Genomic DNA, 23,687 nt, shown 5'->3' with positions numbered 1-23,687 from the left:
CCCAGCACAGGGTAAACAGCGCCCCGCGCTGTTTACCCTGTGCTCTGCAAGCAGGGAGGAGTCAGCTGTTGAATATCGATACGCCCTAATCGAGCATCGCCTTCAGCATCGGCGACAGATATTCGCCGACGCCGCGGACCAGCAAGCGGACGGCGAGACCCTCGCGCTCGGCCAATGCCATGCCGGCGGGCCCGAGCACGCCGAGCGCAGTCGCCCAGGCATCGGCGTGCAGGCAACTCGCGTGGAGCACGCTGACCGAGGCGACATGGTTTTCGAGCGACCTGCCGGAGCGCGGATCGATCGTGTGGGCGTAGCGGCGGCCGTTCGCGTCGAAGCCGCGGCGATAATCGCCCGAAGTGGCGATCGACAGGCCGTGGAGCGCCACGCGCAGCGGCGCGGCGGCCACGCCGGGAACCGCTTCGCAATCGACCCACCAGGGCTGGCCATCGGGCTTGATGCCTTCGCCGCGCAGCTCGCCCCCTATCTCGACGAGGAAGTCGGAAAGGCCGAGCCCGCGCAGGCGCTCGGCGACCGCGTCGACGGCATAGCCCTTGGCGATGCCCGAGAAATCGAGCGCGACGGGCGCGGTGCGGCGGGCACGGGCACCGTCCTGCTCGATATGGCGATGGCCCGAGCGGGCAAGCGCCCAAGCAACTGCCGCGTCAGCAGGGAAAGGTTGCGGGCCTGTGGGGCCGAAGCCCCAGAGATCGGCGAGCGCGCCCATTGCGGGATCGAAGGCGCCGCCGCTCGCATCGGCGATCGCGAGGCCGGCAGCGAGGACCTGGGCAAAGCCGGGCGGGAGCGGCTGCCAGCGGCCAGGTTCGGCGCGATTGAAGCGGCTGAGGTTCGAACCCGGCTCCCAATGGCTCATCTCGGCGACGATGCGCGCAAGGACGCCATGGATCTCGGCGCGCAGTTCCGCCGGCGGATCGACAGCGCGGACCGACCAGCTCGTGCCCATCGTCTCGCCGCCCAACCAGACGAGCGGGGCGCCCGCGCGGCGGCGATGGAACGCCCCCGGCGAGAGGCCCGCCGGTATCGCGATCCGGGCTGCGGTCAGGGGCGAGCACCTCGACCGTGGTGACATAGCTCACGCGGCGCTGCGGCGGGCCGGCCGGACGGCCTGCGCCCTGCGGACCACCGGCGCCGGGAGCGCCTGCACCCGGCCCGCCCTGGCCTTCCTCGCGCGGGCGAGTGGGGGTGACGTTGACCCAATAGAGGCCGGGATCGGGCCAGTTGATCGAGACCTTGCCGTCGGCGCCGGTCTTGAGATCCTGCTGCTTGAGCGCATCGCGATAGCGGATGCCGCCGGGGATCACGGTCACGAACAGATCGGGCGCGGGCTTGCCGTCGAGCAGGAACTGGAAGGTCGCGGCCTCCCCTGCGACGAGATCGTTCGGATGGGTGACGGGGACGAGCTCGATGCCCTTGCCGCTGGGCTTGAACACCGTGGTGGTCGGCGCACCCTGCGTCACATAGATCTCGTTGCGCGAGAGACTCTCGGTGGTCTGGACGTCGGTCGCGCCCGCCGGGATCACCGAAGCGAGCTTGTCCGCGGTCGTGCCGCGCGGGATCATCTTGTTCTCGCCGTTCAGCTTGTAGCTGCCGAACACGCCCTGATTGACCACGCCGATGCGATAGGTGCCCTGCTGCGTCAGGTGCACGTCGAAGGTCGCGCGGAACTTGCCGACGGCATGGTTCTCGACCGCGCCTTCGGTACCATCGGGCTGGAGGACCGTCGGTACCACGCGGATCGGCTGGTGATCGAAGAAGAACAGATCGTTCGACACCGCGGCGTCGACGGTTACCCAGTTATCGGCGCCCGAGACGGTGGTGGACGAGGCGATCATCCACATGCGGTGCGCGAGCGCCGCCGGTGCGGCGAGCGCGGCGACGGCGCCGATCGCGATGAGTGGCATGCGTAGGTTCATGATGTTCCCCCTTTAGCGCTTGAGCGTGAGCGACACGCCACCGAGCTCAGTCGAGCCTTTGCCAGCGGCGGTGGCCGAAGTGCCGTTCCAGGCGAAAGGCAGGCGGACGACCTCCCGCCCGCCGACTTCGCGCGCCGCCTCTACGATGAGGGTGTAATTGCCCGGGCTGAGCGTCGGCATGCCGCCGCGGCCGCCGACGAGACGGAGCTTCTGCGGTCCCGGCGCGCGGGTGGCGCCGCTGACGCCGTCGGCCGGGAAAGACGTCGACCGGCCCGAGGCGCGCCACCATTGGCGGACGTCGCGCAGCCATTTGGTGCCTTCGCCGCCTTTCTTGTCGACATCGTACCAGATCTGGATGGTGCGCGGGGCGACACCCTCCTTCTCCAGCCACATCGCGACATAGGGGCGGTGATATTCGGCGACGCTGAGCTTGGGGATGGTGACCGTCAGGTCGAGCGTCTGCGCCGCGGCCGGGCCGGCGACGAGCGCGCCCGCGCCGAAGGCGGTTGCAGTGAGACCGGTCAGGCGGATCTGCATGGCGAAACCCTTTAGTGGATGAAGAAGATGGCGAGCAAAGCCGGGATGGCGAGCCCCGCCGCGACGATCGGCCAGGTGCTCCTGCGGTGCCGCGAATGCATCCACAGCAGCACGAGCCCGGTGAGCGTGAAGACGATGCACGCGAACACGAAGACATCGATGAACCATTTCCACACGGTGCCGGCGTTGCGGCCCTTGTGGAGATCGTTGAGATAGGCGATCCAGCCGCGCGAGCTGACTTCGCTGGTGACGGCACCGGTCTCGCGATCGATCGAGATCCAGCCGTCGCCGCCGGGGCGCGGCTTGGCGAGATACACGGTATCGATCGACCATTCGGCGTCGCCGGTCGTGGGCATTTCCAGCTTTTCGCCGACGAACTTGGCGACCGCCGCGGGCAGCGGCTTCTTGCTGTCGGGCGCGTCGTCGGGCTTCACCAAAGCGCGCAGCGGCGGCGGCAATTGCGCTGCGCGCTCGACCGATTGGGGCGTGGCTTCGATATCGGCGGCGTGATTGAGCGTGAAGCCGGTGATCGCGAACAGCAGCAGCCCGACCAGGCTCACCGCCGAGCTCATCCAATGCCAGGTATGGAGCTGCTTCAGCCAGAAGCTCTTCCGGCTGCGCTTCACTTTGGCCGGAGTGGCGGCGGTACCATGCATGAGGTGGGGATGACTCGAGCGATCAGGAGCTCCGCCGATAACGCGAACGATTCGCAATTGCAATCATGAGGGTGGCGGAATCTACTGCCGTAAATTCCTATTCCCGCCCCAGCAGCACGCGCGCCTGGCCCGCGATCTGCGCGAGCATTGCGGCGTTGGGCACCGCCACCTGCCGCGCGCGGCGGACGAGGTTCGCGAACTGATCGACCCGGGCGCGGTTCGCCTCGAGCCAGGTTTCCACGGCCGCCTGCGGGTCCTTCCCGCCCGAGCGGCTGAGGAATTCGAGGCGGAGCTGCTGGAAGTCGCGCGCGAGGCCCGCGATGAGCAGCCGCTCCCACGGATCGCCGGTGGTGATCCGCGCCGCGGTCGACTGGGCCCAGTCGAGCCCGAGCGCCTGCCCCAGATGGGTGAAGGCGCGGGTGAGCACGGTCTCGTCGATCCCTTTGCGCACGCCGAGTTCGGCGAGGCCGACCGCGCCGTCCATCTCGAACAGCCGGACGACCTTGGCGACGAGCTCGGGCGGCGCGCCGGCCGCTTCGAGCTTGGCCGAGATGCGCCCGCTCTGGCTCTTCACTTCGTCGAGCAGCAGCGCCTTGGCCTGCTTGTCGAGCGCGTCGATGCCGGGCTTGAGCCGGGCGATCACTTCGGCCGGGCCCGCGCCGGGCCGGCAGACGCGGAGCAGATCGGCGACCTGGCCGCGCACCGCAACTGCCATCTCGTCGAGCAAGGCGAGGCGCGCGCCTTCGCCGATCTGCGCATTCTCGACCGCTTCCCAGACCGCGGGCAAGCAGAACAACCGCTCGGCGACGACGAACATCGCCGCGATATCGGCCATCGAGGCGCCTTCCTCCTCGGCGAGCTCGAACGGATGGAGCACGCCGAGGCGATTGACCATGCGGTTGGCGAGCTTGGTCGCGACGATCTCGCCCCGCAGGCGATGCTCGTCGATCGCCGTGGCGAAGCGTTGCTGCATCGCGTGCGGGAAAGCCGCGCGCAGATCGTCATCGAGTTCGGGGTCAGCACCCAGCTGGCCGTGCTCGATCGCGTCCTGCAGCGCGAGCTTGGTCGAAGCGAGCAGCACTGACAATTCGGGCCGGGTGAGCCCCTGCCCTCCTGCGCGCGGCGGAGCAGCTCCTCGTTCGACGAAAGCCCCTCGACTGCGCGATCCAGCCGGCCGGTGCTTTCGAGGATCTCGATCACCCGGACATAGCTGGGCAGCGACACCGCGCCGTCATTCTCCATGAAGGAGAGTGCGAGCGTCTGGAGACGATTATCCTCGAGCACGAGATGCGCGACGTCGTCGGTCATCTCGACGAGCAAAGTGTTGCGGTCCTCGAAAGCGAGCCGGCCCTCGATCACTTCGCGGTTGAGCGCGATCTTGATGTTGACCTCGTTGTCCGAGCAATCGACGCCCGCCGAATTGTCGATGAAGTCGGTGTTGATCCGGCCGCCATGGCTGGCAAAGGCGATGCGCGCGGCCTGGGTGACGCCGAGATTGGCGCCCTCGCCGATCGCCCTGGCGCGGACCTGCTCGGCATTGACGCGGAGCCGGTCATTGGCGGGATCGCCGACTTCGACATGGTTCTCGCTCGCGGCCTTCACATAGGTGCCGATGCCGCCGAACCAGAGCAGGTCGACCTGGGCCTTGAGGATCGCCGAGACCAGGCTGTTGGGATCGATCTCGGGAACATCGAGGCCGAGCATCGCCTGCACTTCGGCGCTGAGCGGGATCGATTTCTCGGTGCGCGGGAACACGCCGCCGCCCTTCGAGATCAGGTCCGGATTATAGTCCGCCCAGCTCGACCGCGGCAGCGCGAACATGCGGGCGCGCTCGTCCCAGCTCTTCGCCGGATCGGGATCGGGATCGAGGAAGATGTGGCGATGGTCGAACGCCGCGACCAGCTTCAGCGCTTTGGACAGCAGCATGCCGTTGCCGAACACGTCGCCCGACATGTCGCCGCAGCCCGCGACGCGGATGGGTTCGGACTGCACGTCGACGCCCATTTCGAGGAAGTGCCGGCGGACCGATATCCACGCGCCCTTGGCGGTGATGCCCATCGCCTTGTGGTCATAGCCGTGCGACCCGCCCGAGGCGAAGGCGTCGCCCAGCCAGAAGTTGCGCTCGACCGCGAGTGCGTTGGCGACGTCGGAGAAGGTGGCGGTGCCCTTGTCGGCGGCGACGACGAAATAGGGATCCTCGCCGTCGAGGATCGCGACCTGATCGGGATGGACGACCTTGCCCGCGACGATATTGTCGGTGACCGACAGAAGCGCGCGGATGAAGACGCGGTAGCTCTCGGTGCCCTCGGCGAACCAGGCGTCGCGATCGACTGCGGGCGACGGCAGCAGCTTGGGATAGAAGCCGCCCTTGGCGCCGGTCGGCACGATCACGGCGTTCTTGACGCGCTGCGCCTTCATCAGCCCGAGGATCTCGGTGCGGAAGTCGTCGCGGCGATCGGACCAGCGCAGCCCGCCGCGCGCGATCGGGCCGGCGCGCAGGTGGATGCCCTCGACGCGCGGGCTGTATATCCAGATCTCGCGCCAGGGAGCGGCGCCGGAAGCCCGGGGACCTTGGCCGAATCCATCTTGAAGGCGAGCGCTTCGGCCGCGGCGGGCGCGAAGGCGTTGGTACGGAGCGTGGCGAGGACGACGCCGCGCAAGGTGCGCAGGATGCGATCGTCGTCGATCGCCGAGACCTGATCGAGCCCGGCGTCGATCGCCTTGGCTGCGGCCTTGAGGGCGCTTTCGTCCTTGCCGGCGCGGGCGGGATCGTGCGCGGCCTCGAACCGCTCGATCAGCGCGGCGGCGACCTTGGGCGCGCGGCGCAGCGCGTCGACCACCGTGCCCATGCCGTAGTTCATGCCGGTCTGGCGGAGATAGCGGAACCAGGCGCGGAACAGCACCACCGAAGTCGGCCGCATGCCGCCCTCGACGATCAGCCGGTTGAAGATGTCGTTCTCGGCGCGGCCTTCGAGCACCGCGGCGATGGCATCCTCGACGAGAGTCGGATCGTCGGCGAGCGCCGGGGCGGTGCCGGTCAGCGCGACTTCGAAATCGTGGAGGAAGCAGCCGTTGGCGAGCTGGGTCGGCACTTCCTCGATCACCCGGAAGCCGAAATTCTCGAATGCCGGGACCGCGTCGGACAATGCGAGCGCGCCGCCCTGGGCGTAGAGCTTGATCCGGTACTGGCCCTTCCGGGTCGGATGCGGGGTGATCCGGACCGAGCGATCGCCGGCGCCGTCGAGCGTGGCGATGCGGAGGATGTCGCGCGCGGCTTCCTCGGGCGTGCTGGTCGCGCGATAGACCGCGGGGAAGGCATTGGCGAAACGCAATGCGAGGCGCGTCGACGCGCCGCCGGCCTGTTCGACCAGGGCCGCCTCGACCGCGGGCACCCAGCCGCGCAGCATCCGCGCCAGTCGCGTGTCGAGCTCGCCGGCATCGGGCATGACGCCGCCGCCGCGCAGATCGAGCGTGTAGCGCAGCAAGGCGACGACACCGTCCTCGAGCGCGATCGACCAGTTGATCAGCTTCGCGCTGGCGGCATCGGCGAGCATGTCGCCGATCGCCTCGCGGCGGCCGGTCGAGACTTCGTCGCGCGGCAGCCAGACGAAAGCGAAGAGGTGCCGCCCGAGCAGGCTGCGGACCAGCACCAGCTTCGAACGCGGCCGATCGGCGACCGACATCGCAGTGAGCACGAGATTTTCGAGCGAGGCCGCGTCGAACGCCGTGGTCAGGTCATGCGGCAGCGCAGTCAGCGCGTGCGACATCGCCTTGCCGGTATGCCCTTTGGGATCGAAGCCGAATTTCTTCTCCAGCCCGGCGAGGCGCGTGCGCAGCAACGGCACGTCCTGCGGATCGGCGAACAAGGCGGCGCTGGTCCACAGCCCGGCATGGATCGACAGGCCGGTCACTTCCGCGCCGGTGAGGATCGGCACGACGACGATGTCGAGCGGCACGCGGCGATGCACGGTCGAGATCGAATTCGACTTGAGCAGCAAGGGCGATTCGCCGCCCTTGCGGAAATGCTCGACCGCGGCCTCGCGCGATGCCTCGGCGAGGATCGGCGTGTCGAGCTTGTAGCGTGCGAGACCGAGCTGATCGGAGACCTTGCCGTCGGTGCGCCACTTCTCGTGCGCGAGCAGAGTCATCGCCCCGTCGTTGAACCAGCGGAGCAGCGCCGTGCCCTCGGCGGTCGGCAACGCATCGGCATCGGCGACGATCGCGGCCTGGAGCGCGCGCCAGTCCTCGACTGCGCTGCGAACCTGCGCGAGCGTGCTTTCGATCTCGGAAACGAGGCTGCGGCGCGTGCGCGCGTCGCTGCGCTCCATCTCGATATAGATCATCGATTCGCGGCGGGCGGCGGCCGCCGCCGGACCGATCGAGACGAGCTTGCCGTCGCCGTCGCGCTCGACGGCGATCACGGGATGGATGAGGCGGAAGATCGCGATGTCGTGCGCGGCGATCGCGCCCGAGATCGAATCGACGAGGAAGGGCATGTCGTCGTTGACGACCGCGAGCCGCATGCTGCGGCGTTCCTCGTCGAGATAGGTCTCCAGCCGGATCTGCGGGCTGCCCGGGGGCGCACCGCCGCGGCTTCGGCGACGAAGCCGGCCGCTTCGGCGCGCTCGCCCTCGTCAAGGCCTTCCAGCTCTCCCGGCAGCGCTCCTTCGAGCAGCTGCGCCTCGAACGCCTGCGTGAGCGACGTCATCATGCTTTTCATGGGCGCCGCTATGCTCTGCCCGGCGCCCGACCTCAAGGCTCGGCGCGCAAGAAAGTAACGGTTGCGACTAGTTTATCGAAAAACTCAGGCGGCGGCCTTGCGGATCGCGCGTTCGGTGAGCGCCGTGTCGTCTTCGAAGCTGGCGACGATATCGAGGCCGTCATGGCCCGCCCGCGCGAGCAGCACGACGAACTCGCCGTGCGTCGGCATCGCGACATGGCCGAGCGGCGGACGGCTGCGCATCTCCTCGGCCGCCTGCGCGAAGACATCGCGCGCCGGTGCCGGGCGGCGATGATCACGCTCGGCCTTCACCACGCCCTTGATTCCGCCCGGAGCGACCTCGAGGAAGGCGTCGAGCCCATTCTGCGGCACATCCTGGCGGCGGGCATAGCTGAGCACCGCAGCGAATTCGGTGAGGCGGGTCTTGTCGTAATCCACACCGAAGACGAGCTTGACCGGCGGCGTCATCGGCGCGCGCGCCTGCATGTTGAGGCCGGCGTCGCGGAGCAATAGCTGGTAACCCTCGGGCTCCGCCTCGGCGGCGAGCGCGAAATCATAGGCGCGGCTGAGTGCACGGTAGAGCGCCGAACGGCTGCGCGTGTCGGATGCGCGCGCCGCGGCCGCAGATCTCGCGCGCCAGCATCAATTGGTCGGCGAGGCTCGAATCATGGGCGAGCGCCTCGACAGCCTCCCCCACCGCATCGAAGCCGGCGCTTGGCCCGTCGGCCCAGACCGCGGCGGCAACCGGAGTCTGCGGAACGGCACGGCGCGATTCCTCGATCTCCGCATTGAGACGCGCCTGGGTCTCGGCGTCGACCAGTTCCTTCCAGTTGATCACGCCATAGATGAAGTCGATCGTCTCGCCGTCCGACGAGAAGGGCATCAGGATGCCGCGATACAGCGTGTTGTGCCCGCGCTGGCCGACGAATTCGGCCTCGAAGCCGATCGGTGCGCGATTGGCGATGATCTGGAGATAATGGTCGGTCAGGCGCGAGAGCAGCGAGCGGCTCGGCACTTCGCCGACGGTCTGGATCGACGGCGTGAAACCGCATTCCTCGCGCAGCGACTCGCCGAGGAAGCGAATCGAGGGATCCGAGACGCCGCGCGTGAAATCGAGCAGCACGCTGTGCGGGCCGAAATCGGCGATATTCTCGGGATCGAGATTCTCGATCGAGGGATAAGCGCGGCCATGGAGCAGCGAGACCCAATAATTGTACGCACGCACGTGCATGCGGCGCTCGTCGGCGCCGATTTCCATCGGCCGATCCGAAACGGCATCGTCGTTCGACACCTCGGGAGTCGAGTCAAAGGGCTCATTGATACCGCGAGCCATGTCCATGCGCGTGCTCCGTTGCGGGCAACCCGCCCGATCCTTGAGCCAGAGCTTGTGCACCCTCCATGGTAAACGACGCGTAAAGCCCGCCGGGTACGTATTGTTGCAGTGCCGGGCTGCGGCGCGGCAAGCAAATCGCAACGCTTGTCAGCTACGAATCATGCTGGTAAGCGCGCGCTCTCTTCCGGGGCGACACGCTTCGGACGGGCCGCTTTAGCTCAGCTGGTAGAGCATCGCATTCGTAATGCGGGGGTCACAGGTTCGAGTCCTGTAAGCGGCACCACCACTTTCAGTAGGAAACTCCGAACCTTGCCGGCGAACGTGCGTTCGGCTGGGTGGCCGCTTGGGGCACGTTGGGCAGGATTTCCAGCTCAACCTACGCAAAACCCTTCGGGAAAGGGTATGGTTCGATACCTGTTCAAGGTGCCTCCATAAGCCAGACCGACAGGTATCCCGCGGGACGGCTTGCAGCGGTAGCGATGCGTGAAGGCACCTTGCTGGGGAAAGATCCGATGATTGTTACCCGAGAGCTAGTCGAATGCCCAGAATGCGCCAGTGAGGTTATGCCGGCGAAACAAGTCGGAGGCTTCATCGGGCGTTCGCTTCCGCCACGGCGTTGCCAGATACTCTCCGTACCATTCCTGAGCGAAGGCCCAAAGTTGGGGGATTGTCATTACGGCACCTTGGGGGAGCCGGTGCCGGTCGACCCAATCCTCTATCTCCCGCCTGTTTCGAAACGGCTGGAAAGAAGAGCACGCGAATATGACGTTGTCCCACCATTTCCGAGGCGGCGTTGAAAGGTGGAAGAGGTCAGAGCAGGGTTCAACCGAATTGTGCTCGACACGGTAGCGCACCGTATCGGCCTCTCCTCCATATCGGGTGGTGATGGTCGCGTCGCATTTGAGCGCTGCGGCAATTCCGAATGCGCAATATAGGCAGTTCGCCCAATACCCCTGCCCCCGGCTTCGACCCAACAGCTTCCAGGCGCCAAGGCGAACGGATGCACAGCCCAAGGTTCATCTGAATCCGGATGAAGCAGCAATGCGTGGGCGTCGGCAAGTCGCCGCAGGCCGGCTTGAGCCTCGCTTGGCGTGAGCAGGCACTCCTTGGCCAAATCCGCAATGGACGGCGCGTGCCCTTCCCGAGCGATCAATCTCGTAAGAGCACCCCGAAGATCCTGATCCTGCGAGCTCAAAGCTGCCATCCCGTCCTCCTCGTCCTGTAGCGAGTCCCATCACCCCGAGCTCACGGCGCGATGGCGATAGCAGTGCAGCGCGCCGGCATCCAGGGCAGGACGAAGAAGGCAGATACAACCTCCATTACTGACGAAATGCCCGCGTTGCTTCCGGTACGCAACATCAGCGAACCAGTTACCGCGTGGGCACGGCAGCACCGGCATAAGGGTCGTAACCGGCAGGCCGTTGCGGCGGCGTTGCCAGTGGCGAGACCTCCGCCTGCGCGACCGGCGCCGGGAGGCGCGCGCCACCTTCACGGATCAGGTTCCGCAGTCCGGCCACGATGCTGGAGGAGCCGAACAGGATGAAACATCCCAGGACCACCGTGAGCCCCGACGGATGTCGACCTGGCCGGGTCGTCCAAAGAGGTGCCGTAGGCCCAGCTTGCCATCGGGAGCCGCGAAAGAGCCGCGGAGAAGGCATAGTCCAGCACAAGACGATCGTGCGCCGGGCCTTCCGGTGGGGCAAGCCCAGCTTCGATACTAACCGCGCATGAACCAGACTTAGGCGTTGCGCGCGATGCCAAGTTGCGCTCTCATCATAATCGAAACAAAAGCGATTCGCCCCGGGGCGCAGGCGAACATTCCCATTATTGCGATTACGGGCTTTGCGGTTAATCGAGGGGGTCGGTATGCGTGTCTTGCGCCTGGGCTTTGTTTTGGCGTCCTGCGGCTTCGTGACCGCACAAGCAGGCGCCTCCGAGACGATCACATACACCTATGACGCCAAGGGCCGGCTCATCAAGGCCGAGCGATCGGGCGCAGTGAACAACGGCGTGAAGTACGAATACACGCACGACAAGGCGAACAACCGCCGCAACCTCAAGGTCACCGGCTCGCCCAACCCGCCGCCGCCGTAGAGCCGGGCGCGCCGCCATCGCAGCGGCACCGGGGCACTTCCACTCTTCCGACAGGGGATACAGATGCTGAACAACGTCGGGGCCGTGCGCCCGGGCGCGCGCCGCGCCATTGCCAGATTGCTTGCCTGCTCGATCCTCTCCGTGCCCGCGATCGGTGGCCTGTGCCTGATACCGGCGGCCAGGGCGCAGGTCGCCGCCGCCGCGCCGGTGCGGCAATCGATCGACTCAAATGGCGTTGATCTTTTCCTGGGTACGATGAACACCGACGGGCCAGCGCTTTCGGCCGGACAGGGCGGCGCGCAGGGTCTCTCTTATTACAAGCTCAACCGCGGCAACACCGGCTGGGGCGATAACCTCATGGCCTCGCTCACCGTGAGCGGCTCCACAGTCTACATCTATTATGCCGGCAAGACCGACCGCTTCACGGTCTCGGGCACCACGTACGCCGGCACCGAAGGCAACGGGACCAGCCTGTCGCTGAGCGGCAATGTGTACACCTACGCCATGGCCGACGGCAGCGTCGCGCACTTCACCAAGACCTATGTCGGGGCCTATCCTTACGGAAGCTCGACCGGCATCGTGACCGATATCACGCGGCCCGACGGCGAGGTGACTACCTACACGTACGACTCCGTGTCCTATTGTGCGGCAAACAAGCCGGGCGGCGCAGGCAATGTCTGCACACAGACAAGAACGGCGTATCGGATCGCCAACGTCACCAACAACTCGAAATATCGCCTGATCTTTGTCTACGGGAACTGGGATGGACTGAGTTGGGATCCGGACGAAGTTCCAGACAGCAGCTATTGGTCGGCCTGGGGTGACATCACCGGCGTTTCGATGACCAACACAGGTGTGTCCGGCGCGAGTGTGCGCACGCAGAGCTTCGGATGGAACGGCACGACCTACAACATCACCGACGAGATCAACCCGACCACGGGTTTTCGTTCGAGCAATGGCGCCGTGGTCGGCATCAAGCGGCCCGGAAGCAGCGCCGAGGACGTGACGATCGCCTATACCGGCGGCAGAGTGTCGGCGGTCACCTCCCCGATCGGTACGACCGCGTATTCATCGTATGATTCGGGCGGCGAGCGGTTCGTCACGGTCACCCCGCCGACTGCCGGCGCGACCAACTATGTCTTCGACATCGCTTCGCAGCGCATGAAGTCGGTGCAGGATCCCCTCAACCACACGACCTCCTGGCAATATGATTCGAACGGGCGCGTGACTCGCATCACCTATCACGAGGGAAACTACACCCAAATCACCTATGACGCCCGCGGCAACGTCACCGAGCGGCGCGACGTCGCGAAATCCGGCTCCGGGCTTGCCGACATCGTCTCGGCCTCCGATTACGACGCGTCCTGCACCTATGCGGCCAAGTGCAACCAGCCGAACTGGACCCGGGACCCGAAGACCAATCAGACCGACTATAGCTACAACACGACCACCGGTGAGCTGGTGAGCGTCGCATTGCCCGCGGCAGCCAGCGGCGGAATCCGGCCGACGACCACTTACAGCTATTCGGCAATCAACGGCGTTCAGCAGGTCAGCGGCGTCTCGACTTGCCAGACCACGGCTTCGTGCGCCGGGACGGCCGACGAGGTAAAGACCAGCATCGGCTATGACACCAATGGTCTGCCGAACGTCGTCAGCAAAGGCGCCGGAAACGGGTCGCTGACCGCCACGACGAGCGTGGTCTACGACGACGTCGGCAACGCTATGACGGTCGATGGCCCGCTTGTGGGAAGCGGCGATACCACGCGCTATCGCTACGATGCCGCGCGGCAACTGGTGGGCGTCACCAGCCCCGACCCCGACGGGGGCGGATCGCTCAAGCCTCGCGCACAGCGCATCACCTATGATGTGAAGGGGCGGCCGACGCTTGCCGAAACGGGCAACGTCAACAGCCAGAGCGACGGTGACTGGGCTGGTTTTTCGAGCCTGCAGCAGGTGGGTACCGACTATGATGCTGCCGACCGCGCGGTAAAACAGACCTTGAGTGCGGGCGGCTCGACGTATCAGGTGGTGCAGTATGCCTATGATCCGGCCGGACTTTACGATTGCACTGCTGTCCGGATGAACAGCGCGACCTGGGGCTCGCTGCCTGATGCATGCACTTTGACGACATCAGGAGCGGCCGGACCGGACCGCATCACGCGCAACAATTACGACAGCGCCCGCCAGCTCACCAAGGTGCAGACGGCTTATGGAACCGCCGACCAGTCGGATGAGGTGATCAACAGCTATACCGGCAACGGCAAACTCGCGAGCGTCACCGACGCCGAGGGCAACAAGACCACTTACGAATATGACGGCTTCGATCGGCCCTCGATCACGCGTTACCCGATAACCACGGTCGCCGCGGCCACGAGCTCGACCACCGACTATGAGCAGCTCGGCTACGACGCCGCGAGCAATGTCACCAGCCGTCGCCTGCGCGACGGCCAGACGATCACCTATGGCTATGACAATCTCAATCGGATGGCGGTCAAGAACACGCCCGGGAGTGCGTATCTCGACTGGAGCGTGGGCTATGGCTATGATTTGCTGGGACGCCTGACCAGCGCGATCGGCAACGGTTGGGCTACCAATGCCTTCAGCTACGACGCGCTTGGTCGGCTGCTAACCGAGCAGAAATATAACGCCGCGACGTACCACGCCTACGATCTGGCCGGGCGGCAGACCCGGCTGACTTGGTACGACGGCTTCTACGTCAATTATGAGTACAACGTCACCGGCGAGATGACGGCCATCCGGGAAAACGGGGCGAGCTCCGGCGCCGGTGTGCTGGCGATCTACCTCTATGATGATCTCGGGCGAAGGGCGAGCGTCACGCGTGGCAACGGCACGACCACGAACTACAGCTACGACGCAGTGTCGCGCCTTGCCTCGTTCAGCCAGGACATGGCGGGCAGCGCCCATGACTTTACCCATTCCTTCAGCTACAATCCGGCCGGCCAGATCGCTTCGGCTACCCGTTCGAATGACGCATATTCATGGGGCGGCCACTACAATGTCGACCGCAGCTACGGCGTGAACGGCCTCAACCAGATGACCACGGCGGGGGCGACCAGTCTCGGCTATGACGGGCGCGGCAACCTGACCAGTTCCGGCAGCTCGAGCTACGGCTATACCGCCGAGAACCGGATGTGGTCGGCGCCGGACGCGACCATGGTGTATGAACCAGCCGGAGGCCAGCTGCTTCAATACGGAACTACGCCGACCGGAGATTTGCGCTTTGCATGGTCGGGCGGTCAGATGATCGCCGAGATGCGCGCGTTACCTGCCACGCCACTGACCTTTTTGCGACGCTATGTGCCGGGTCCCGGCGTAGATGAGCCCGTCGTCTGGTACGAAGGGGCAGGCACGAGCGACCGGCGCTGGCTGCACGCCGACGAGCGTGGCTCGGTGGTTGCCGTGAGCAATGCCTCGGGCACCGTTATCGCAGGTAACGTTTATGACGAGTACGGCATCCCGGCATCGACCAACATCGGCCGCTTCCAGTACACCGGCCAGGCATGGCTGCCCGAGCTTGGGATGTATTACTACAAGGCGCGGATGTATTCGCCCACGCTGGGGCGATTCATGCAAACCGATCCGATCGGGTACGGCGACGGAACGAATCTGTATAACTACGTTGGCGGGGATCCGGTCAATTTCGTCGATCCGACAGGATTGAAGATGGTTTATAACTGTCTAGGAATTGAGGGGTATGAGAGGTGTGGTTGGACAAACGTGTTTGATCCGCTCACTGAATCTCTAGGAGGACGAGGTTTCATTGTCCCTGGGGACGTGTTGGAGCAACCAGGAACCGGAGATGTTGGTTTCGATTGCAAAGAAGGCGACAAGAGCTGTGAGCTCGAGGTTAACGCGCCGAAAAAGGCAGAGCCGCCGAAAAAGGTAGAGCCGCCGAAACCCGACCGTGTATGCGTGTTTGCGCTCAACAACGTGGGCTCCGACCCTGTGCAACTTGCTACCGGTCTTGCAGGAAGCGCTATTGGCAACGCTATCGGAAGAGCGACCGGAATTACAGCTTTCCGTGCGATGAACAGCGGTGAGGTTATAGGCTCTAGAGTCGGCTCAACTGCGATTGCTGGAGCTAGGGCTGGCCGCATCGGCGGCATCGTTGGGATGGTAGCTGGCGGAGTGGCAGGGCTTTATCTCCAGAAGAAATTTGATAAACTTGTAAACAACATATGCACCGGGAAATAACCATGGAAACTAAGTTGGATAAATTATTGTATTTTACGGCTTTGATCTCTGTTATCCCACTATTGTATTGCGCCATAAGTTTTGTATCTTATAGTTTTCCTGAAAACTCTTTATCGATGGTATTTGGATATATGATATCATCTGGTCTCTGCGCAAACATATTTTACAGTATTCGTTTTTATAGAGTTGCGTACAAGGCGAGCTGTGCGGATGCCGTTGCTCCGTAATCGGGAATTCCAAGATTCCGGGGGCACTAGGAATTGCGAAGACATAAAATTCCGGGGACACTATACCTAAAATTCCGGAAAATTCCGGCGACACTATACCTAATTGCCAAACGCGCGCGATCCGATAGATTGCGGAGATGGCAAGGCTGGCGCGCATTGTGGTTCCCCAGGTTGCGCATCACGTGACCCAGCGGGCAACCGGCGGCAGCCGGTATTCTTCGAGGACGAGGATTATTCCGCATATATCGAACTGGTGTCTGCAGCCTGCCGCCAGCGCGACGTGCATTGCCTGGCCTGGTGCCTGATGCCCAATCACGTTCACCTGATCCTGGTTCCGGCGGATGCGGATGGCCTGCGGCGCGCGCCGGCCGAGGCGCATCGTCGATATTCGCGCCGGATCAACTTCGCCCACCGCTGGAGCGGCTGTGGCTGTGGCGGTTTGCGAGCTACCCCGATGGACGACGCGCATCTGGCGCGCGATGCCGCCGGGGCGGCAGCCGTAAGGTAGATCTGCTCCCAGGGACTGCCCTGAATCGATGTTATCGACACTGCAGGCCATGCGGCCATTCAAAATCCGCCGAGGCGGCTGGCCGCAATCGCTTTGCGCCGCAGCAAAAATTCGTTCGAGTTGCCGCACCGTTCCCGAATCCTATCGCGAAAGCGTCGTTTCTGTGTCAGTTTCTTGACGAGCGGGATTCGCTGCATTGCAGCGCAGCCAACTGGGGTGTGCCCGCGGCAGACAAGGGGTTCCGATGCACCAAGACCGCGCGACCATTCGCTCCCGCACCCGCTGGCTCGTCACCGTGGCCGCAGCGCTTCCTCTCATGGCCGCAGCGGGCGCTGCCCAGGCGCAGGATACCGAGAGCGAACAGGAAAGCGCGATTCCGGAGATCGTCGTGACCGCGCAGCGGCGCGCCGAGAACATCCAGGACGTGCCGGTATCGGTCGCGACGATGGACGGCGAGCAGCTTCAGACGATCTTCGATTCGGGCAACGACATCACTGCGCTCGCGACCCGCGTGCCCGGACTCTATGCGGAGAGTTCGAACGGCCGCGTCGCGCCACGCTTCTATATCCGCGGCCTCGGCAACACCGATTTCGATCTCGCCGCCTCGCAGCCCGTCTCCGTCATCATGGACGATGTCGTGCTCGAGAATGTCGCGCTGAAGAGCACGCCGGTGTTCGACATCGAACGCGTCGAGGTGCTCCGCGGACCGCAGGGCACTCTGTTCGGCCGCAACACGCCGGCGGGCATCATCAAGTTCGACACGGTCAAGCCGTCCGACACGTTCAGCGCGCAGGCCTCGGTTTCGGCGGGAACCTACGGCACGGTCAGCGCCGATGCGGGCGCCGGCGGGCCGATCGTTCCGGGCAGGCTCGCGGCGCGCGTCTCGGTGCTCTTCCAGCATCGCGACAATTGGATCGACAACGGCTTCACCGGCCAGAAAAACGCCTATGGCCAGTATGACGAAGTCGCCGCGCGCGGGCAGCTGCTGTTCACGCCGACCGAAGCGTTCAGTGCGCTCGCCAATATCCACTATCGCCGCTTCGACGGCGAAGGCGCCGCGGCGGTGTTCCGCGCGAATATTCTCGGCCCCGGCAACAATGACCTCAACGGCAATTTCAAGCGCGATACGGTGTATCTGGACGCAGGCGGCGACAATCGCGCCCAGTATCGGGGCTGGGGCAGCTCGCTGAAGCTCGATTATGATTTCGGGAGTGCCGTGCTCACTTCGATCACTGCCTATGAAACCACGCAAGGCAGCAGCCGTGCCGATGTCGACGGCGGCACCGCCACGGACGGTCCGGGTTTCATTCCCTTCCAGTCCGATACGCAGGACTCGCTCGATCTCAACCAATGGACGCAGGAGGTTCGGCTTGCCAGCACTGGCGGCGGCCCGTTCGGGTGGCAGGTCGGTGCCTATTATTTCGATAGCGACTTCACCGTGCTGACCGAAGGCTTCAGCTTCCCCCGCCTACCACCGTGCGTCACCAGAATCAGAGCTGGGCGGTGTTCGGCCAGGCGAGCTACAAGCTGACGGACGCATTCAAGCTCACCGGCGGACTGCGCTATACCGAGGACGACAAGCAATTCGAGGTAATTGGCGGATCATCTGCCGACGATCGCTCGGTCTCGGACGCGCGCGTCAGCTGGGACGTCAGCGCGATGTACGATTTCACGCCGACGTTCAGCATCTACGGCCGCGTCGCCAGCGGCTTCCGCGCCCCATCGATCCAGGGCCGCGACGTCGCCTTCTTCAATCCGCCCTCGGTCGCGACATCGGAGAAGATCCTGTCCTGGGAGGCCGGCTTCAAGAGCGAGCTGTTCGATCGCCGCGTGCGCATCAATGCCACCGCCTTCACCTATACGGTCGACGATCCGCAGTTCACTGCAGTCGGCGGCAGCGGCAACCTCGTCCAGCTGCTCAATGCCGACAAGGGCAAGGCCTGGGGATTCGAGCTCGATTCCGAATTCCGCCCGACATCGTCGCTCACTTTCACCGCCGGCGTGAGCTACAACAATACCAGGATCGACGATCCCGACCTTGCAGTCGGCATCTGCGCGCAGTGCACCGTCACGGATCCGCTGGTTACGATCGCTGGCACGCAACGCGCGCTGGTCGACGGCAATCCGTTCCCGCAAGCGCCGGAATGGATCGTGGACGCCACCGCGCGCTATGCGATTCCCGTCAGCGACGGCGGCGAGATCTTCGCCTTCACCGACTGGGCCTATCAAGGCTACACCAACTTCTTCCTCTACCAGTCGCGCGAATTCTACAGCGACGGCCAGTTCGAAGGTGGACTTCGCATCGGCTACGCCAGGCGCGACGGCAGCTTCGAGCTCGCCGCCTTCGTCCGAAACATCACCGACGAGGAGAATGTCAAAGGCGGCATCGACTTCAACAACAATACCGGCTTCGTCAACGAGCCGCGGATTTTCGGCCTGTCGCTCAGGACGCGGATGCGCTGACGACCTGCCTGTTTCATCGGCTGCCGAGACGGGAAGCGGGCGAGCCGCGGCCGCATCGAGGCAAGTCAGGTCATAGCTCGCGTCAAAGATGCAGGGCTACGGCCTCACGTATTTGATTCTCCCGACGCAGGAAACGAATTAGCCCGCCAGAGCGCCAGCATAAGCGGCCACAGCAACAGAGCGCCTATCGCCGCGCCGGTGGATACCGCCAGCACCGCGGCGATCAGCGGGAGAAGCGCTGCGAGCACAATCCATATGCGGGGCCCGGTGGCTTGCGACCACAACCATACGGCCGGAAAGGCGAGCATGACGCAATCATAGTCGCTGACATAGAGCGAACCGACAACCATGCCGGTGACCAGTAGCGGCACCTTTGCCGGAGTGTCGCGGTGCCAGGCCCAAAAGACCATTGCCGCGACCGCCAGGCTCACCAGCGCTTGCGCCGAATAGGCCAGCGGGAGGAGCGCCCAGATGCCGCACCAGCACGAAGATCGAGATCATGCGGTGCCAGACGCCAGCGCCGTCCTCGAGGATCACGCGCTTCAGCATCGCGGCCTGCTGCGCATAGGCCGGCCAGATCTCGACGCCGAAACACAAAGTGGCGAGCGCGAGCAACAGCGCCCCGCCGACGGCCAGGCCGATCAGGGCGCGCCATTGCTTTCCGGCAAGCAACGCGATCGGCACCAGCCAGAAAAGTTGCGGTTTCACGGTCAGCAACGCGAGGAGTAGCCCGGCGACCAACGGCCGGCGGGGCAGCAGGATCAACGCCCAGCCGAGGATCGCCGCGATCCAGGCACCCGCCTGCCCGCCCATCGCGTTGATGAACACCGCCGGCCAGGCAAACGCAACGAGCAGCCAGCCGCCTGGCGCGAACCGCCGCAGTGCCAGGGCGAAGGCAAGCCAGCCGAGCAGCTGCCACGCTCCCCAGGCCACGGGATACGGCAGCAGCGCGAACGGAAAGGTCAGCAATGCCAGGGTTGGAGGATAGCTATAGTGATAGAGGTCTATGGCGTTGCCAACCACGCGGACTTCGAACGCGTGGAAAGCCTCGATATCGTAGATCGATCCTGAGGCGCCTGTCATCGCCAGGCGCGCCGCGGACCAGAAGTTGATGAAATCCTCTCCAAACGGGCGATCGACATTGTCGGTCCAGCCGGCGCGGAGCTGCCCGGCGAGGTGCATGGCGAGCAGGATGGGCCAGGCCAGGCACCATCCCCAGGCGACCGGTCGCACTCGCGCATCGCTGAACAACGGCCCCCTCGCTGGTTTCGGGCCAGTGCCTTGATCATCGACGTCGTCGAGCTTCATAGAGTCCTCATTCCGTATCGTCGTCCCGAGTGCAACGGCAGCAGCCCCCTGCCCTGGCGGTGACCGTCATGCTCCATAGATGTCGGGAATGACATTCCGGCGCCCCGTCACTCCCGGCGCGTTGGGGGACCTCCTGCGATAATCCCGGGCAAGAGCGAGTGGCAGAACTCCGAGTCGTTCGGCGCGGCTGGGTTCGAGAACTGGATGAAGGACACATACGTGCCAGGAATCGGGACTTTATTCTAATCCGGCGTCATTTTTCTGTTCGGCGTTTTAGGCCGATTCATCTTGTCGGTGGCCGATCGTTCAACGCTGACCTCTCCGAACACAGTAGTATATCTGATAACATCCTCGACATTGCGGCTCAAGATGCGAGGTTATTTTCCGAAAAACTTAGGTACAATACTGCGAAGTAAAATATTTGTCTCATTCATACACAAGTAATACCGACGTATTTCTGACTCATTATATCCAAAGATATATTTATATATCCTTAGCCCATATAGGTTTTTCTTTAGACTCATCAAATGGTTAATTAAAGCTTTAAAAAATCTTCTTGCGTTTTAGCGGGATGAATTGATCATTAGCCAATCGTTCATTTGCCTTGGGAGGGGCGGGAACTGTGATTGGCCGGTGTTCAATAGGCATATGTCTGCTCGCGATTGGCGTTGCCATGCTGCCGCATGCTGCCGCCGCACAGACGGTATATGCCGCTGGCCAGCCCGGTGTCGTGGGCGGCAACCGCCAGCTGCCGGTGCAGGTGACCGCTTCGGTCGGCGGCCGTTGCGGCTTCGCGACGGGATCGGCACCCTCGGGCAGTTACAATCAGCCCGACTTCGACGTCACCGGCTTCAGCCACGATTTCAGCTTCCAGCTCGATTGCACCGGCCCTTCGCGGGTTGCGGTGGTCTCGGCCAATGGCGGCCTGCAGACCGGCGGATCGGTCTCGCCCGGCTATGCCGTGCTGGCACCCTATGACGTGTCGCTCAACCTGGTCGGATCGTCGAGCACGGCGACGGGCACTTGCACCGTAGCGACACTGGCGGCAGCCGCGGCGGCACCCTGCGCATTCCGCGGGCCCGTGAGCATGTCGCAAGGCCTTCTGCTCAATTCCACGTCGGTCAATCAGCCCGGCACGTATCTCCGCGTCAGCGCGCCCGCCTACAACGGCTCGAGCGCGCTGATCGGGGGCATCTATTCCGACACCTTAACGGTGACGGTGAGCGCGGCGTCATGACGGCGCCGCGCACAGAGCGGCTCACCCAGCCTCGGGGCGGCCGTTCGATTGTCGAAGGGGAGGGTGCCGGGTCATCGGCCGGGCGCACCGTCGGATTCAATCTGAATGGGAAAAGGCAAGACAATGAACAAGTATCTGATCGCGGCGCTCGGCGCCGGCACCATGCTCACCATCGCCGTGCCGGCATCGGCACAGACGGTGACGGGCACCGTCAACATCACCGGCAGCGTCGCCAACAAGTGCGCCGTCCTGCCCGGTTCGGGCAGCACCTTCACCAGCACGGTGGCGCTCGGCGAACTGGCCCAGGCAGACGGCACGATGGCGACCGACCTCGCCACGCGCTTCAACGCGTCGGGGCCCGCCACGCTCGCATTCCGCGTCGTCTGCAACACGTCGAACCCGACCATTGCAGTCGATTCGACCCAGCTGACCACCGCGGGCCTCGCTCCGGCCGGTTATGCGGCCCGGATCGACTATAACGCCAATGTCGCCGTCGCGCTCACGCCGGCCGGTACGGCCACGGTGAGCAACGACAGCCGCAACCTGCCGACCGCAGCGACACCCGCCGGTGGCCGCCTGGCCAATAACGGCAGCGCGAACGTGACCATCACGGCGGACACGTTCGGCACGGCCCTGCCGACCGACCTGCTCGTCGCGGGCTCGTACACCGGAAACATCTCGATCGTCATCGCGCCCGGCGCGTGATCGGCTTCATCGGAGCATAATGACATGAAGAACTCGATCCTTGCAGTCGCCGCGGTCGTCGCCGCTACTGCCGCCCTGCCCGCCGCCGCTCAGTCGACGTCGGCAACGGGCACTGTCACGGTGAACGGTTCGGTCGCTGACCGTTGCCAGTTCACGACGCCATCCGCCGTCATCAATGCCGGCGAACTGGCGCTGCAGGGATCGGGATCGACCGCGGGCAAACTGGATACCAGCAAGCTCGACGGCCAGGCCCGCACGCTGGTCGGCTGGTGCAACGGCACTGCCGCATCGATGAGCGTCGAGGCGCAGCCGTTGGTCGACACGACCTTTGTCGGCGCGGCCCCCACGGGCTTCGACAGCGTAGTCAATTATTCGGCGAGCGCTCTCGCCAACAGCGCAACCGCCACCGACACGTCCCTGTCAGCCGGGGCCGGCACGGCCGTTCCGGTCGGCCTGTTCACCGGCAACGTCGTGGTGACTTTGGCGGGCTCCTCGTCGCCGACCGGCGGCATCCTCGTTGCCGGCAGCTATTCGGGCCAGGTCCTGGTCACGCTGACGCCCAACGTCAGCCTGCCGCTCTTGAATTGAGGAAACCGGGACCGTGAAGCGCCTTATCCTTCCATTGCTCGCCGCGGCCGCCCTGCCGGGTATCGCGCACGGCCAGACGGTGACCGACACCGCGACGGGTGACGTCGCGGTCGCAGGCAACGTCTCCCAGCTGTGCATGCTGGGGACGCCGACGCCGGCACCGGTCGATCTCGGCCAGCTGGCGACGACGTCGGGCACGCGCGTCGGCAGGATCGCCGCGATCACGCCGCGCACAGTCACGCTTGCCGGCTCGTTCTGCAACTTTGCCGGTTCCGCGATCACCGTGACCGCGACTGCCCTGGTCAACAGTGACGCGACGCCGGCTCCGACCGGGTTCGCCCGCGCGGTGAACTACACGGCGGCGGTCACCAACTGGGCTCCGGGCGCGGCAACCACGACTACCGGCGCCACAGCGGGCGGCGGAACGCCGAGCGCATCGAGCGTCGGGGCGACGCAGGGCGCGCCGAAGATCGCCGACCTGACCGTCAACCTCTCCAATTTCACTGCACCGTCGGACGCATTGCTGACCGCCGGTTCCTATAGCGGCCTCGTCATCGTGACGCTCGGCCCGGCACCTTCAGGCGGAGGCTTGTGATGAGCATGTATCATCGACTGTTCGGACTGACGGCGCTCGCCGCTCTGTCCTGGGCAGGCACGGCATCGGCGCAGAGCGCGACCGACACCAAGAATTTCATCGTCACCGGCAACGTGCCTTCGATGTGCGTCGGGGGATCGTCTCCGGTACCGGCTCGACCTTCGCGCTCGGTGTGCTCATCGACGTCAATACCGGCCTGCTGCGCACCGATCTGGCGGCGCCGCCCAAGGTGCTGGCGGGATCGTTCTGCAGTTCGCGCAGCACGATCACGGTCAATGCGACGCCGCTGGCGGCGCAGACCTTCACCACCACGCCGCCCACCGGCTTCTCGCGTTCGGTCAACTATACCGCGACCGCGGCAGGCTGGACGACGACGGCGGCGAGCTTCTCGACGAGCGCGACGACCAATCCGGCAGCGGTGCAGTCGCGGCTCACGGCATTTTCGGGGGACATCACGGTCTCGATCGGCGGGTTCTCGACGGCGGGCGGTGCGACGCAACGCCTCGTCGCGGACACCAACTATCAGGGCAATGTCACCGTCACTCTCGCAGTGGCCTCCTGACATGAAAC

16 protein-coding genes, 1 tRNA gene and 3 pseudogenes are annotated in these 23,687 nt (G+C 64.7%); 11 read left to right on the top strand and 9 right to left on the bottom strand.

The window, feature by feature from the left end; translation table 11 throughout:
* Positions 1 to 85: 85 nt before the first annotated feature.
* From PIB19_RS19605 to PIB19_RS19580, 6 genes and pseudogenes are all read right to left on the bottom strand, one after another.
* Positions 86 to 961 carry an FAD:protein FMN transferase gene (locus PIB19_RS19605; protein ID WP_271238686.1) on the bottom strand — a complete coding sequence of 292 codons (876 nt, stop codon included), beginning with the start codon at positions 959 to 961 and terminating at the stop codon, positions 86 to 88.
* 97 nt (positions 962 to 1,058) lie between these two features.
* A pseudogene (locus tag PIB19_RS19600) lies at positions 1,059 to 1,931 on the bottom strand (DUF4198 domain-containing protein); the annotation flags it as partial.
* 12 nt (positions 1,932 to 1,943) lie between these two features.
* On the bottom strand, positions 1,944 to 2,468 hold the full coding sequence (locus PIB19_RS19595) for a DUF2271 domain-containing protein (RefSeq protein ID WP_271238685.1): 525 nt from the start codon (positions 2,466 to 2,468) through the stop codon (positions 1,944 to 1,946).
* Positions 2,469 to 2,479: 11 nt separating this feature from the next.
* The gene (locus tag PIB19_RS19590) at positions 2,480 to 3,124 is read right to left on the bottom strand and encodes a PepSY-associated TM helix domain-containing protein (RefSeq protein ID WP_271238684.1); all 645 of its coding nucleotides are present in this window, start codon (positions 3,122 to 3,124) and stop codon (positions 2,480 to 2,482) included.
* 97 nt (positions 3,125 to 3,221) lie between these two features.
* Positions 3,222 to 7,844 (bottom strand): annotated as a pseudogene (locus PIB19_RS19585) (NAD-glutamate dehydrogenase).
* A gap of 84 nt (positions 7,845 to 7,928) precedes the next feature.
* A pseudogene (locus PIB19_RS19580) lies at positions 7,929 to 9,183 on the bottom strand (PAS domain-containing protein).
* A gap of 201 nt (positions 9,184 to 9,384) precedes the next feature.
* On the opposite strand from PIB19_RS19580, the gene PIB19_RS19575 reads away from it, so the two are divergent.
* Positions 9,385 to 9,460: transfer RNA gene (locus PIB19_RS19575), tRNA-Thr, on the top strand.
* A gap of 247 nt (positions 9,461 to 9,707) precedes the next feature.
* Here PIB19_RS19575 and merB read toward each other — a convergent pair.
* Both merB and PIB19_RS19570 read right to left on the bottom strand, forming a co-directional pair.
* Positions 9,708 to 10,151 (bottom strand): organomercurial lyase, encoded by a 444-nt coding sequence (merB, locus tag PIB19_RS23820; protein ID WP_443018757.1) that lies wholly within the window; start codon positions 10,149 to 10,151, stop codon positions 9,708 to 9,710.
* A 396-nt stretch (positions 10,152 to 10,547) separates the two neighbouring features.
* A complete protein-coding gene (locus tag PIB19_RS19570; protein ID WP_271238683.1) occupies positions 10,548 to 10,736 on the bottom strand; it encodes a hypothetical protein in 189 nt (62 codons plus the stop codon).
* Positions 10,737 to 11,088: 352 nt separating this feature from the next.
* On the opposite strand from PIB19_RS19570, the gene PIB19_RS19565 reads away from it, so the two are divergent.
* From PIB19_RS19565 to PIB19_RS23245, 5 genes are all read left to right on the top strand, one after another.
* Positions 11,089 to 11,271, top strand: a complete 183-nt coding sequence (locus PIB19_RS19565; protein ID WP_271238682.1) for a hypothetical protein — start codon at positions 11,089 to 11,091, stop codon at positions 11,269 to 11,271.
* A gap of 63 nt (positions 11,272 to 11,334) precedes the next feature.
* Complete coding sequence (locus PIB19_RS19560; protein WP_271238681.1) at positions 11,335 to 15,486, top strand: RHS repeat-associated core domain-containing protein; 4,152 nt, start codon at positions 11,335 to 11,337, stop codon at positions 15,484 to 15,486.
* A gap of 480 nt (positions 15,487 to 15,966) precedes the next feature.
* Positions 15,967 to 16,221 carry a hypothetical protein gene (locus PIB19_RS23815; RefSeq protein WP_443018651.1) on the top strand — a complete coding sequence of 85 codons (255 nt, stop codon included), beginning with the start codon at positions 15,967 to 15,969 and terminating at the stop codon, positions 16,219 to 16,221.
* Between the two features lie 244 nt (positions 16,222 to 16,465).
* Positions 16,466 to 17,752 carry a TonB-dependent receptor gene (locus PIB19_RS23250; RefSeq protein ID WP_336297198.1) on the top strand — a complete coding sequence of 429 codons (1,287 nt, stop codon included), beginning with the start codon at positions 16,466 to 16,468 and terminating at the stop codon, positions 17,750 to 17,752.
* Positions 17,698 to 18,684, top strand: a complete 987-nt coding sequence (locus tag PIB19_RS23245; RefSeq protein ID WP_336297197.1) for a TonB-dependent receptor — start codon at positions 17,698 to 17,700, stop codon at positions 18,682 to 18,684. Before PIB19_RS23250 ends, PIB19_RS23245 begins: the two co-directional genes overlap by 55 nt.
* A 315-nt stretch (positions 18,685 to 18,999) precedes the next feature.
* Here the strand turns inward: PIB19_RS23245 and PIB19_RS19545 are convergent, their stop codons facing one another.
* A complete protein-coding gene (locus PIB19_RS19545) occupies positions 19,000 to 19,992 on the bottom strand; it encodes a glycosyltransferase family 87 protein (RefSeq protein WP_271238679.1) in 993 nt (330 codons plus the stop codon).
* 673 nt (positions 19,993 to 20,665) lie between these two features.
* Here PIB19_RS19545 and PIB19_RS19540 point away from each other — a divergent pair.
* The 5 genes from PIB19_RS19540 to PIB19_RS19520 all read left to right on the top strand — a co-directional run bounded on the left by PIB19_RS19540 (position 20,666) and on the right by PIB19_RS19520 (position 23,679).
* A complete protein-coding gene (locus PIB19_RS19540) occupies positions 20,666 to 21,229 on the top strand; it encodes a hypothetical protein (protein WP_271238678.1) in 564 nt (187 codons plus the stop codon).
* Between the two features lie 123 nt (positions 21,230 to 21,352).
* Complete coding sequence (locus PIB19_RS19535) at positions 21,353 to 21,934, top strand: hypothetical protein (RefSeq protein WP_271238677.1); 582 nt, start codon at positions 21,353 to 21,355, stop codon at positions 21,932 to 21,934.
* A 24-nt stretch (positions 21,935 to 21,958) separates the two neighbouring features.
* Positions 21,959 to 22,522 (top strand): hypothetical protein, encoded by a 564-nt coding sequence (locus PIB19_RS19530; protein ID WP_271238676.1) that lies wholly within the window; start codon positions 21,959 to 21,961, stop codon positions 22,520 to 22,522.
* Between the two features lie 13 nt (positions 22,523 to 22,535).
* A complete protein-coding gene (locus PIB19_RS19525; RefSeq protein ID WP_271238675.1) occupies positions 22,536 to 23,117 on the top strand; it encodes a hypothetical protein in 582 nt (193 codons plus the stop codon).
* A gap of 124 nt (positions 23,118 to 23,241) precedes the next feature.
* Positions 23,242 to 23,679, top strand: coding sequence for a hypothetical protein (locus tag PIB19_RS19520; protein ID WP_271238674.1), 438 nt, complete (start codon positions 23,242 to 23,244; stop codon positions 23,677 to 23,679).
* Positions 23,680 to 23,687: the final 8 nt, after the last annotated feature.

Source organism: Sphingomonas sp. 7/4-4 (genome assembly GCF_027941955.1).
In the GTDB taxonomy this organism is placed as follows: Bacteria; Pseudomonadota; Alphaproteobacteria; order Sphingomonadales; family Sphingomonadaceae; genus Sphingomonas.
The sequence above is the reverse complement of the archived record's forward strand: the minus strand, read 5'-3'. Positions and strand labels throughout refer to the sequence as shown.